The organism is Maribellus luteus (assembly GCF_003576475.1).
Classification (GTDB): Bacteria; Bacteroidota; Bacteroidia; order Bacteroidales; family Prolixibacteraceae; genus Draconibacterium; species Draconibacterium luteum.
The window spans coordinates 1-12,915 of the sequence record NZ_QWGR01000009.1; the positions used below are offsets into that span (position 1 = coordinate 1).

Genomic DNA, 12,915 nt, shown 5'->3' on the forward strand with positions numbered 1-12,915 from the left:
TGATTGTAAGTTCTCAAAATGCCAATCCAACCCTCGATCCGATTGCGGATATCGACACCACCGGGCAGGTTCCGCAGTTGACCGTTGCTTTGTCGGGAATCTCTTTTGGTGCCGATTGTGCCGACCAGGATCTCACCGTAACAGCAAGCGGGGTTAACCCGGCAGTAGTTGAAAACATCAGTGTAATGTACACTTCTCCCGATTCTGAGGGGGAACTGCTTCTCGACATCCCGGCTTTGGCTAGCGGAAGCGACACCATTACCGTAACGCTTACTGACAGCGAAGGCGCCTCTGTTTCCCAAACGTTTGTGGTGATCATTAATGACACCAACCAGGCTCCGGTGCTTCTTACTATGGTAGCTGACCAGGAAGTGATTGCCGACCGCACCTTAAGCGTTTCGCTGAAAGAAACCTTTGGGGATCCGGACAACGATATGCTTTCCCTGGAACTATCCATGGAAGACGGCACTTCCCTACCCGCCTGGATCAGTTTTGCCAACGATACACTGGTGGCCATGCCTGCTATTGCAGATACCGGCTGTGTGACACTGGTTATTACCGCCACCGATCCTTCGATGGCTTCGGCAAGCGATACCTTTGTGGTTTGTGCGCTCGATTTCCCGGTAAGTGTAATTGACATCCCAACGAGCGGGCTAAGCCTGAATATGTATCCCAACCCGTCGAAAGGCCTGGTTACACTGGAATTTGATGCCCAGCTAAGCGGAGACATTGAACTGATGGTTAGCGACATGGGAGGAAAACGGATTCTGCAGAAAACCTACCTGGCAGGCGAGCGAATCGACTTTAACCTGTCTGACCAGGTTTCAGGAATGTACCTTGTCAACGTCAGGGCCGAAAATCAGGTTTATGTGCGAAAACTCATTCTGAATAAGAAATAAAATCTCTGAAATAAAAAAACAGGAATCCAAAACGGGTTCCTGTTTTTTTTATGCACGTATCTTATCAGTTTTCCTGCTTTAAGGTCAGCAGTAATTTTTCGATTTCCTTCACAAGCGAGAAATGCGAGCCATGAAAATGGTTGAACATGATGGAGAACACCAATTTCTTCCCGGAATCGGCTACCAAATAACCTGAGTAGCAACGTACCCGGGTCATCGATCCGCTTTTGGCCTGCAATGAATTACCGGGAAAAAGGTTCTTATCAAACAAATACATGGTGCCGTTTCCGGGAGATGGCAGAGAAGCCACGAACGATTTGTTATCAGCCATAAATGTCAGCAATTCAATAAAAAAATGAGGCGATACCACATTGAAATGCGACAAACCGCTTCCATCTTCCATCAGCAAACTTTCGGTATCCAATCCCTGCTTCTTCCAAAAATCCGTTACAATGTCAATCCCGGCATCCCGGTTCCCCAATCCATTCTTTTCAACTGCCAACTGCTTCAGAAGATGCTCTGAGAAAAGATTTACACTTTCGTGGTTTAGTACCTCAACAATGTCCGCCAATTTTGGAGACAATTGCATATAAATCTTCTGAAAATGTTTGTCGTCTGTTTTCCGAAACTCCACTTTCCCCTCAATAAATATTCCGGCTTCGGCCAGTGCTACGGTCAAATCGTTTGCCAGTACGCCCGAAGGATCGGGCATTGAAGCCCTGATGGTAAAAGCTTTCCGGTTGGCTGGAATGCTGCCTCTAATCACCCTGTTTTTATCGAGCGGGCTACCAAAAACATAGGCATTGTCGCGGTTCACTTCCGACGAAACAACCTCGTTGCTAAATTCAATCCCGGGTACTTTGGGCTGCGTCATGATCACCTGTGTTGGCGCTCCTATTTCTTTGGGCGACCGGAAGGTAATCCGGAACAGGTTGTCGTAAACCGTAAATGCATCGGCACCTGCACCGTAATAATTCCCCAAATCTTCCCAAATCCAGGTAGCCGGTACCTTTTCCGAATCATATACCGACGCATCCAGTACCAGGTTGCCGTTTACACGTTTAATCCCGGCATCCGATATTTTTTGCACCCAGTTTTGCAGAAACCTGAAATAATGGTCCTGGAAATACTCCGATCCCAACGCCGGATCTGCTCCTCCTTTTAACACCAGGTCGCCTTTTAACTCCCCTTGCTTGTTGATATTTCCTTCGTAACCAATAATGGTTTTAAACTCATAATCGTCGCCCAGCAGCTCAAGAGCCGTAGCGGTGGTTACAAGTTTTATAGTGGAAGCCGGAACCAGTAATTGATTCGCATTCAGGTTGTAAATCTCTTTTTGCGATTCCAGTTCCACAACTTGCATACCTACCGAAGCATTCTTGTACTCCGGCTTTTTTAATAATTCAGAAACCGCGTTTGAGAACTGATTTTGGGCCAAACCATTCAGGAATAAAAACCCAAATATTGAAAGGAGGAAAATGCGTACCATCATTTTTATTACTTTTGAAAAGCTCAAAAATAGCTAATAATATGCTGCGAACCATTTTAATTGTCGGAACCGGAGGATTTATCGGAAGCGTACTGCGCTATTTGGTTCAGCTGTTTGTTGAAAAAGGTTTATCGAGCACTTTCCCCTGGGGAACCTTTATTGCCAACATCGCGGGCAGTTTTATTATCGGGATCGTTTTTGCCCTGGCACAAAAAGGAAACCTGCTGAGTGCCGAATGGAGAATGTTTCTGGCAGTAGGAATTTGCGGGGGTTTTACCACCTTCTCGTCGTTTGCCTACAACAATTTAATGATGCTGAAAGACGGTGTTTACGGGCAGTTTATCTGGAACGTTGGAGGCAGTTTGGTTTTTGGATTGCTGGCAGTGTATCTTGGGATGATCCTGGTAAAAGTTATTTTTTAGAAACAAAGTTCCCCTGTTTTCTATTCTAAAATTTCAGTCTAAGCTGAAACCTGTTTTATACAAAATCGGTAAACCGAATTGATAAGACATCCATCTAAATCATACAACTATGAATATTTCTGAAAAAACCGGGATTCTTAAAGTCTATGTAGGAGAATCCGACAAAATCAACGGAAGGGTGCTGTTCGAGGAAATTGTTTTTGAAGCACGAAATTCAGGTTTGGCAGGTGCAACCGTTTACAAAGGCATTATGTCGTACGGAGCCAGCCACTCGATTCACACCATGAAAATCTTTGCGTTATCTAACGATTTGCCGGTGATCATCGAAATCATCGACAACATTGAGAAGCTCGATCAGTTTTCTGAAAAGGTGAACAAAATTATGGAGGCCAGCAAACGCGGCGGACTGGTAACTTTCCAGGAATTGAGTGTGGTCCGCTACGAAAAAGGGGAAAAGTACAAATAAGCACTACGACCTGCATTTTATCCACGAAAAATAAAACCCTCCGCTGCGAACCGAAGAGAATTCACAGGATTGCTGAACACAAAACAGCGCCATAATTACGTAAATACTGCCTCCGTAATTTCGAGCTTGCTCCGGGATAGTTCGACCAGATAACTTTGAACGACAAAATCATCGTTTTACTGAATTTATAATCATTCAAAACAAGACGGGTCGTACTTTCACTTAAGTAGCATCTGCTCAATGAAGTTCAGCGAATTACAAGCACACACCCAAAATAAAACACCTCAACATCCTTTATTTCAATATTTTAACTAAATGTTAATAAAGTTTTTACAGACTTCAATAAGCAATCCTTCAGGCAGTAATGGACTAATATTTTATATTTTCACGCCGCATTCAGGCAGATGAAAGATTCGTGGTTTTCAAACGCAGCTTCATCTGTTTCAAGCAAAAAAACCAGAAAATAAATATTAATATGAGTTTTACACACGAAGTTGAAGGTATGATTTGTGTTGCACAAGGTGCAAATCATGGCCCGGCTCCAATTCCGGAAGAAGGAAAATGGGTAAAAGCCAAACAAGTTTCAGACATTTCGGGTTTAACCCACGGTGTAGGTTGGTGTGCTCCGCAACAAGGTGCATGTAAACTTACCTTGAATGTTAAAGACGGTATTATTGAAGAAGCATTGGTTGAAACAATCGGTTGTACCGGTATGACTCACTCAGCTGCTATGGCTTCTGAAATTCTTCCCGGAAAAACTATCCTGGAAGCCTTGAATACTGACCTTGTTTGCGACGCAATCAACACTGCCATGCGCGAGCTTTTCTTACAAATTGTATACGGTCGTACACAAAGTGCTTTCTCTGAAGGTGGTCTTCCAATTGGCGCAGGTCTTGAAGATTTAGGAAAAGGTCTTCGTGGTGTAACCGGTACTTTGTACGGAACTACAGCCAAAGGTCCTCGTTACCTTGAAATGGCTGAAGGTTACATTACAAAAATCGGTTTGGATGCAGACAGCGAGATTATCGGTTATGAGTTTGTAAACCTTGGTCGTATGATGGATATGATCAAAACAGGTATGGACGCCAACGAAGCAGTACAAAAAGCTTCCGGAAAATATGGCCGTATCGACGATGCAGTTAAAGTTATTGACCCACGTAAAGAATAGGAGAAATTTATTATGCCATTATTTGAAAGTTACGACAGAAGAATCAAACAAATTGATGCATTCTTAAACGCAAACGGCATTTCTTCTATCGAAGAGGCCAAGAAAATATGTGATGACAAAGGTGTGGATGTTTACGAAATTGTTAAAGGTATTCAGCCTATCGCATTCGAAAACGCCATGTGGTCATACATTGTAGGTGCTGCTGTTGCCATTAAACGTGGACAAACTGCTGCTGCTGACATTGCCGCTACTTTAGGCGAAGGTTTACAGTCGTTCTGTATTCCGGGATCGGTTGCCGACGACCGTAAAGTAGGTTTAGGTCACGGTAACCTGGCGGCTATGTTATTGAAAGAAGAAACAAAATGTTTCGCTTTCCTGGCAGGACACGAATCATTCGCTGCTGCTGAAGGTGCCATTGGTATTGCAAAATCGGCTAACCGTGTTCGTAAAGAGCCATTGCGTGTTATCCTGAACGGATTGGGAAAAGACGCTGCAAAAATTATCGCCCGTATCAACGGTTTTACCTACGTTCAAACTGATTTCGATTTTGCTACAGGCGAATTGAAAGAAGTACAGCGCAAAGCCTACTCTGCCGGTGACCGTGCAAAAGTAAACTGCTACGGTGCCAACGATGTACGCGAAGGTGTTGCCATTCTTCACAGCGAAGGTGTGGATGTATCGATTACCGGTAACTCAACCAACCCAACCCGTTTCCAGCACCCTGTTGCAGGTACTTACAAAAAAGAATGCATTGAGCAAGGTAAAAAATACTTCTCGGTAGCGTCGGGCGGCGGTACTGGCCGTACTTTGCACCCTGATAACATGGCTGCCGGTCCTGCTTCTTACGGTATGACAGACACCATGGGTCGTATGCACTCTGATGCACAGTTCGCAGGTTCTTCTTCGGTTCCGGCTCACGTTGAGATGATGGGATTGATCGGAATGGGTAACAACCCAATGGTGGGTGCTTCTGTAGCTGTAGCTGTTGCAATCAGCCAGGCTTAATATCGCTAAAAAACCATTCGATATATATCAAGCTCTGTCAGGTTTCCTGGCAGGGCTTTTTTATTCGCTGAAAATGGGAAGAATATCTCACCAACTTCGCATCATATTAAAATTCCAGTGACGTTAATACTGTACGATTAATTAAAACATTTTTCTGAGGACGGATTTGCGGGCTGCAAACCATACAACTTTTTAATAACGTTCGTTCGTCAGCCGGCCTCTTTTGGTCGAGTGCTGAATCGAAACAAAGTCTTACGGAGAACGGGAAGCTCCGAGGAAACGAGGAGATCACCCGACCGAAGTTAGGCGTTGTGAAGATAAAGTGCGAAGAGCAAAAGCAGCCTTGAACTTTTGCTTCGTTTTGGTTCAAGCCAAAATGAAGAGCCACTCCGGCTTGAGGAGGGAGAATTTAAATGTTGTAGCTGAAATTTGAGGAAAATATATAGTTTTGCAACTTCTCATTTTAAACATACGCTAAAAATGCCAAACAAAGAAGCATATATTCAGAACGCGCAAAAGCTCTTTGACGAAGGTTACGCCTGCTCGCAATCAGTATTACTGGCTTTTGCCGATGATTTCGATTTAGATAAAACCACAGCTAAGCTCATTTCGTCCACGTTTGGCGGAGGAATGGGACGCCTGCGCGAAACCTGCGGAGCCGTAACAGGGGGCTTTATGGTACTGGGGCTGGCCTTTGGAAATGAAATCCCGAACGACATGGAAACAAAGCTCAACAGCTACAAAAAAGTACGCGAACTAAACAAACGGGTAAGCGAAGTTCATGGCACCTCCAACTGCAAACAATTGCTGATTAAACACGCCTCCGAACAACAGGTAAAAGACCGCCAGCACCACAAGCTTATTTGCCGGCAGCTTGTGGGCGATGCCACCGGGCTTGTTTTCGACATTTTAAAGGAAAGTCAGAAAATCGGAGTGTAATCTTTCCGCCAAAACTGTATTAAAAAGAGTAAAGCCCCTCTCCTTTCCTCAGTATTAACACATTGTATAGCACGCACAGGCAACATTGCAAACCTGTACGAAAAACACTACCTTTCGTTCAAAATAAACCGACGGCCTGAATCAGCGTTAATTCTCCATTAATCTCGCTCAATGCTTGAAACAATTTAGGAGCTGACGCGTTTACTTTTCTGAAATTTATAAATAAATCGAATAGTTCAGTAATTAATAAAAAACTACTCACGATGTTAATTAGCGACGTAAAAGCAAGAGAAATTTTAGACTCACGCGGTAACCCAACCGTTGAAGTTGAAGTACTACTCGAAAGTGGTGCATTCGGTCGTGCGGCCGTTCCATCAGGTGCGTCAACCGGTGAAAACGAAGCGCTCGAATTGCGCGATGGCGACAAAGGCCGTTACCTTGGAAAAGGTGTATTGAAAGCAGTTGAAAATGTAAATACAATTATTTGCAAAGAGCTGGTTGGTATGGATGCAACAGACCAGGTTGCCATCGACCGTAAATTGCTCGAACTGGATGGTACCAAAACAAAATCGAACCTGGGCGCCAACGCTATGTTGGGTGTTTCTTTGGCAGTAGCAAAAGCAGCAGCCGAATATTCAGAGCTTCCATTGTACCGTTACATTGGCGGAGCCAACGCAAAAACACTGCCTGTTCCGATGATGAACATCATCAACGGTGGTTCTCACTCCGACGCTCCTATTGCGTTCCAGGAATTCATGATCCGTCCGATCGGTGCTCCTTCTTTCCGCGAAGGTTTGCGCATGGGTGCTGAAGTTTTCCATTCGTTGAAAAAAGTATTGCACGATCGCAATCTGTCTACTGCTGTAGGCGACGAAGGTGGTTTTGCGCCGGCACTGGATGGTACTGAAGATGCCTTGAACAGCATTATCAAAGCCATTGAACTGGCAGGTTACAAACCGGGCCGTGCCGAAGACGGTGGCGATGTTTCGATCGCGCTCGACTGTGCTGCTTCAGAATTCTATTCTGACGGTGTGTACGATTACAGCAAATTCGAAGGCGCAGGCGGTGCCAAACGTTCACGCGAAGAGCAGGTTGCTTTCCTGGCCGAATTGGTGGAAAAATTCCCGATCGACTCGATTGAAGACGGTTGCCACGAAGGCGACTGGGACGGATGGGTACAACTGAACGCTGCCATTGGCCACAAATGCCAGTTGGTGGGCGACGACTTGTTCGTAACCAACGTTGAATACCTGCAAAAAGGTATCGAACTGAATGCTGCCAACTCTATCCTGATCAAAGTTAACCAGATTGGTACTTTAACCGAAACACTGGATGCGATTGAAATGGCACACCGCGCCGGTTATACTTCGGTAACTTCGCACCGCTCGGGCGAAACCGAAGATTCAACCATTGCCGACATTGCTGTGGCAACCAACTCGGGTCAGATCAAAACAGGTTCTTTGAGCCGTTCCGACCGTATGGCTAAATACAACCAGCTGCTTCGTATCGAAGAAGAACTGGGCGATAGCGCTATCTACGGATACAAAAAAATCTACAAGAAGTAAGCGTATTTCTTAACGATATTCAGAAACCGTTCCGTCAGCCGATGGAGCGGTTTTTTTATGAAAATCAATTTTTAAAAATATCCAACAAAATCCGGAAAATTGGCTATTGGATATTCTGCATTAAAAAATAGAAACAAATCCCGGGTAGGAGTATCCATCTTAACTTATTCTTTTTGAAGGGGCCAAAAGCAACTTTCACGCAAAGTACGCCAAGGCTTAGGCAAAAGAACGCAAAAACAGAAACGGATAGTGAGTACTCTGCGGCCTCTGCGCTTCTTTTGCGCCTTTGCGAGAACTTGTTTTACCAACATTCTGAAATGACCTAAAAATCCGGGGGCTTTTCCCAGGATAAATAAAATTCCAACAATGAAAATATTACACATTAACGCAACTAAAAGGAAGCAAATTTCATCTTGTTAGAAAACCAATAACTATGAACAAACTTCTTATCATACCTTTTCTTCTCTTTCTTATTTTTAGCTGTGACAAAAATGAAGTAATTGACCGTTCAGATTATATTATAATTGGAGAGTGGAATTGGACAAGAACAGACGGAGGAATGGATTTCAATATTCACGAAACTCCTGAATCAACAGGAAAATCAATCCGAATAAAATTGACAAATGATTCCAAATTTACATTGACAGAGGATGACAATGTAATTTTAAAGTGTACCTATGAATTGTCTCTGAAGAAATCGATTTATTCTGGAGAATTAGAAAAATACATCAATCTTTCAGAGAGTTATCAAAATCAAAACATTGTCTTGAAGGGAATAGTAGCTGTTATCTCAAATGATACATTAACAATTTCTGACAATAGTTATGATGGCATAGGAAGTACATTTATAAGAATAAAGTAAAAAAAGCCCCTGCAGGCAGCGACTTAGGGGTAAGAAACGAGTGTAGTTATTTACGAATTGAAAGCTTTTCCAAAATTAATATTGTCTACGAGAGGTAACTTTTTCGGCCATTAAATTTATATCGCTGCGCTGCAGCTCGGCTGTTTTTTTGTATCTCTTTTTTCTATAAATATTCTGCTGCGCCGCAGCTGTTTTTTTAAGCAACAGCGTTGCGGCAATATGTGTAGGAAATTCCAGAGGAGAGATAGTAAGCCCCATCGGGGCGAAACATTCCCGAACACCACCACCGGAAAGATATTCTCCCCGCCCGTGCCGGTTTGCCATCCGATAGAATTGAAAGAGGCTGCCAGCAAGTAACCTTTTCAGCCATTAAATTTATATCGCTGCGCTGCAGCTCGGCTGTTTTTTTGTATCTCTTTATTCTATAAATATTTTGCTGCGCCGCAGCCTTTTTTTTGAGCAACAGCGTTGCGGTAATATGTGTAGGAAATTCCGGATGAGAAATAATAAGCCCCAGCGGGGCGAAACATTCCCGAACACCACCACCGGAAAGACATACTCCCCGCCCGCGCCGGTTTGCCATCCAATAGAATTGAAAGAGGCTGCCAGCAAGTAACTTTTCCGGCGATTAAACTTATATCGCTGCGCTGCAGCTCAGCTGTTTTTTGGATCTCTTTTTTCTAGAAATATTTTGCTGCGCCGCAGCTGTTTTTTTGAGCAACAGCGTTGCGGTAATATGTGTAGGAAATTCCAGCGGAGAGATACTAAGCCCCAGCGGGGCGAAACATTCCGGAACACCACGGCTGGAAAGATATACTCCCCGCCCGCACCGGTTTGCCATCCAATAGAATTGAAAGAGGTTCCAGCAAGTAACTTTCTCTGCAATTAAATTTATATCGCTGCGCTGCAGCTCGGCTGTTTTTTTGTATCTCTTTTTTCTAGAAATATTTTGCTGCGCCGCAGCTGTTTTTTTGAGCAACAGCGTTGCGGTAATATGTGTAGGAAATTCCAGCGGAGAGATACTAAGCCCCAGCGGGGCGAAACATTCCGGAACACCACGGCTGGAAAGATATACTCCCCGCCCGCACCGGTTTGCCATCCAATAGAATTGAAAGAGGTTCCAGCAAGTAACTTTCTCTGCAATTAAATTTATATCGCTGCGCTGCAGCTCAGCTGTTTTTTGTTTCTCTTTTTTCTATAAATGTTTTGCTGCGCCGCAGCTGTTTTTTTAAGCAACAGCGTTGCGGTAATATGTGTAGGAAATTCCGGATGAGAAATACTAAGCCCCATCGGGGCGAAACATTCCGGAACACCACGACTGGAAAGATACACTCTCCGCCCGCGAAAGGCGGGAACCCACGCCAGCAATGTTTTAAAGATTAGTTCCTGTGGCGAAGGATGACAGCATACGAACAAATGAAAAGGTGCTGTGTGACGGTCAAAAAAAAAGGCACCCCCGCAGGAGTGCCACTTAAAATAATCCCCAAAAACTCACACCCCTGGTGCAATTTCTTCTTCTACATCGGTTTTGTTTTTTCGTTTTTTCACTACCTCGTTGTTGGCGGCAATAATTTCGGCCACCGTGCGGGCATAAGCGCCGTAGGTGGCGTTGTTAATCTGTTCCATCACATTGAGGTAAGGTACCAGCTTTTTGTTTACCAGTTCCACCACTTGTCGTTTCAGTAAGGTGGCGTTTTCGAGCGTACCTTCTTCGGCCTGTGCTTCCTCGTAGCCCAGGCGGTTGGCTTCGAAATCGGCCTGTGCCGCTTGCAGTGCAGCCACATAGGTGTCGCATTGCGGAAGAAGCGCGATGTTGGTCACAGCTTTGGGTTTAGCCAGGTCGGCCAGCAGCGAATTAATCAGCGAACTTTCGCGTGTCAGGCTTTCCACTTTTATTTCGAGGCCGTAATTGTTAAATATGTCGAGCAGGTAGAGCGCCGCTGTTTGGATCGCCTCGTCGGGGTGATGCGAAAAACTCAGCAGCAGGTAGTAGAAAGCGTCGATTTTATCGTCGCGGGTCTCGTCGAAAGCCTTGGCTTCGCTCTTTTCTTTCATCCGGCGTATTCCGGCGTTTAGCAGAACCTCAGCCGGTTTCAGTTCACCAAATATGTGTTCCATATTGGGGTCGAAATTCAGGGTGCTGCCATCGTAGCCCCTGATAAGTTGTGTGGCAACACCGTCAACCTCGGTGGTGCGACTGTTTGCAATTAACGTTTGAATAGACATACTTTAAATTTTGGTTTAACATTAGCACCGTAACACATTCGTACGACATGATTTTGGGTGCCTGATAACTTTTATCGCAACTCAAATTACACTAATCAACTGAATAACACAACATTATACAACATGTTGCTGAGCATCTTATTTTCCGGGTTTCATGCACAGCCACCGCTACACTGCGGTTTCCGGAAGTCGGTGGTGAATCGCCACGCCCTGAAAAAATGGTTGGACAAGGCTTGGTGACTTACCACGAGGCAAAAAATTGATTTTTTGATGAATGGTGACTTACCACGGGGCGAAAAAATGATTTTCCTGTCAATGGTGAATCACCACGCGATGAAAAATTGGTTTTTCAGTGTATGGGAAATCACCACGCGATGAAAAAATGATTTTCCGGTGCATGGTAACTCACCAAGCCATGAAAAATTGATGGGTGGGCTTTTGTCCAGTGAAAACGACGGGTTTGGGCTAAAGCCCGCCAACAAAGCTCTCCGTTTTGACCCCGGCATTAATGCCGGGGTTAAGTAAACCTCGGCCCCAAGGGGCTTTAGCCCCCGATTCCTGTTTTCGTAAAGTTTTACTCCGGGCACCACCGAAACAATTCTTTTGTTAAATTAGTGGCTCCACTTTAGGTGACACCCGGAACGAACAGCAGCGAGAGATTTGCCACCCTTAGATCATGGATCGATAGTAGCGAAATGAATGTGGTAGATATGCATATACATTACCTGTAATTGTGAACAAATACTACAAAAAAGATGAAATTTATTAAAGAATATATTCTAAAGGATTTTTCTAAAATATGTTCTCAATACGATAAAAAAGAAGATTTTAGAATATCGGCTGATTCATCTAATTTTGAATACATATTAGATGAATTAGGAATTCATAATGAAGCATTTGACAAGTTTGATTTAAGCAATCAAAATGAAATAAAAGAGAAACTAAACGGAGAACTATTCTTTTTAGAATTATTTTCAAATATTAATTCAAATTTATTTATAACCGTAGAAGAATCTATAGCCAATAAGAAAGAAATAATTACTTGGAATCATGAAAATGAAAATCGCTCCCCTACTTTAGTTTTCCTGTATTTGTTATCAATTCAAAACAATTTTTTAAAAAGCATTCGGAAATTAGTTTTAAGTGGGTTTTGTTATCAAGTACAAATACTCATTCGAGGTTACATCGAGGTCGCTGATATCCTTAATGCCTTTCTTGGAGATAAAGAGTTTTGTTTAAAATACAGTAAAGCGTATGATGTTGATGGAAAGATTAATGATAGACAAATCAGAAAGCTTTATGAGCAATACATAAAACCAAGTAAAATACGAGAAATAATTAATAATGCTTTAGATAGTGTAAACTTCAATAAAGACTTTGTAGATATATTAGAACCTTTAAAAAAAGATTACTATTACAATCACCTCTCCAATTTTGTACATGGCGAGCCAATGTCTGTAATTTATGATGTTTTCCCATATGACACTGATTTAAAAGAATGGGATTATGTTCCTCACGGAGGTTATAGTTCAGCTCTTAGATATACAACGACACATTTCATTTTCTGGTGTATCTTTCCTTTTCTTTATAACACAGGATTCTTATTACGCAAGCATGACTATGAATCAAAAGTACATGACAGTAAAAAAGTAAAAATCATTGAATATAAGTTTTATGTTTTTAGAAATTTATTTATAAAATATTACTTTGACTTAAGAAAAGAAAACAACTACAGCTAACACAGTGCCATATTGCATAGCGGGGTTTGATGGTGTGCCAGCCGCGGCCCGCACTCGCGCCAATTAGCAACAGGTGCACCATCCGTAACGTTGGATAAATACAACTTTCAGCCGTTGGCTGAGGCACAGATTATG

General features: G+C 43.3%; 13 protein-coding genes. 9 read left to right on the plus strand and 4 right to left on the minus strand.

Features of this window, described 5'->3' with window-relative positions; genetic code table 11:
• The coding region (locus tag D1614_RS15265) for a T9SS type A sorting domain-containing protein (protein WP_119438833.1) at positions 1 to 899 on the plus strand (899 nt) is incomplete at its 5' end.
• A 64-nt stretch (positions 900 to 963) separates the two neighbouring features.
• On the opposite strand, the gene dacB is transcribed toward D1614_RS15265, so the two are convergent.
• Positions 964 to 2,391, minus strand: a complete 1,428-nt coding sequence (dacB, locus tag D1614_RS15270) for a D-alanyl-D-alanine carboxypeptidase/D-alanyl-D-alanine endopeptidase (protein WP_119438834.1) — start codon at positions 2,389 to 2,391, stop codon at positions 964 to 966.
• Positions 2,392 to 2,429: 38 nt separating this feature from the next.
• Between dacB and crcB the strand changes: the two genes are divergently transcribed.
• From crcB to D1614_RS15305, 7 genes are all read left to right on the plus strand, one after another.
• The gene (gene crcB / locus D1614_RS15275) at positions 2,430 to 2,810 is read left to right on the plus strand and encodes a fluoride efflux transporter CrcB (RefSeq protein WP_119438835.1); all 381 of its coding nucleotides are present in this window, start codon (positions 2,430 to 2,432) and stop codon (positions 2,808 to 2,810) included.
• A gap of 109 nt (positions 2,811 to 2,919) precedes the next feature.
• Positions 2,920 to 3,276 (plus strand): DUF190 domain-containing protein, encoded by a 357-nt coding sequence (locus D1614_RS15280; RefSeq protein ID WP_119438836.1) that lies wholly within the window; start codon positions 2,920 to 2,922, stop codon positions 3,274 to 3,276.
• A 475-nt stretch (positions 3,277 to 3,751) separates the two neighbouring features.
• On the plus strand, positions 3,752 to 4,444 hold the full coding sequence (locus D1614_RS15285) for an iron-sulfur cluster assembly scaffold protein (protein WP_119438980.1): 693 nt from the start codon (positions 3,752 to 3,754) through the stop codon (positions 4,442 to 4,444).
• A 12-nt stretch (positions 4,445 to 4,456) separates the two neighbouring features.
• A complete protein-coding gene (locus tag D1614_RS15290) occupies positions 4,457 to 5,449 on the plus strand; it encodes a GGGtGRT protein (RefSeq protein WP_119438837.1) in 993 nt (330 codons plus the stop codon).
• 480 nt (positions 5,450 to 5,929) lie between these two features.
• Positions 5,930 to 6,388 (plus strand): C-GCAxxG-C-C family protein, encoded by a 459-nt coding sequence (locus tag D1614_RS15295; protein WP_119438838.1) that lies wholly within the window; start codon positions 5,930 to 5,932, stop codon positions 6,386 to 6,388.
• 263 nt (positions 6,389 to 6,651) lie between these two features.
• Positions 6,652 to 7,953: a phosphopyruvate hydratase gene (gene eno / locus D1614_RS15300; RefSeq protein WP_119438839.1), complete on the plus strand. Its 1,302-nt coding sequence runs from the start codon at positions 6,652 to 6,654 to the stop codon at positions 7,951 to 7,953.
• A gap of 433 nt (positions 7,954 to 8,386) precedes the next feature.
• Entirely contained in the window at positions 8,387 to 8,815 is a 429-nt protein-coding gene (locus D1614_RS15305) for a hypothetical protein (RefSeq protein ID WP_119438840.1), read from the plus strand.
• A gap of 75 nt (positions 8,816 to 8,890) precedes the next feature.
• Here the strand turns inward: D1614_RS15305 and D1614_RS25575 are convergent, their stop codons facing one another.
• From D1614_RS25575 to D1614_RS15320, 3 genes are all read right to left on the minus strand, one after another.
• Positions 8,891 to 9,139: a hypothetical protein gene (locus tag D1614_RS25575; protein WP_147384246.1), complete on the minus strand. Its 249-nt coding sequence runs from the start codon at positions 9,137 to 9,139 to the stop codon at positions 8,891 to 8,893.
• Between the two features lie 310 nt (positions 9,140 to 9,449).
• Positions 9,450 to 9,794 carry a hypothetical protein gene (locus D1614_RS15315; RefSeq protein WP_147384248.1) on the minus strand — a complete coding sequence of 115 codons (345 nt, stop codon included), beginning with the start codon at positions 9,792 to 9,794 and terminating at the stop codon, positions 9,450 to 9,452.
• A gap of 512 nt (positions 9,795 to 10,306) precedes the next feature.
• Positions 10,307 to 11,041: a DUF6261 family protein gene (locus D1614_RS15320; protein WP_119438843.1), complete on the minus strand. Its 735-nt coding sequence runs from the start codon at positions 11,039 to 11,041 to the stop codon at positions 10,307 to 10,309.
• A gap of 755 nt (positions 11,042 to 11,796) precedes the next feature.
• On the opposite strand from D1614_RS15320, the gene D1614_RS15330 reads away from it, so the two are divergent.
• A complete protein-coding gene (locus tag D1614_RS15330; RefSeq protein ID WP_119438845.1) occupies positions 11,797 to 12,780 on the plus strand; it encodes a hypothetical protein in 984 nt (327 codons plus the stop codon).
• The last annotated feature ends 135 nt before the right edge of the window (positions 12,781 to 12,915 follow it).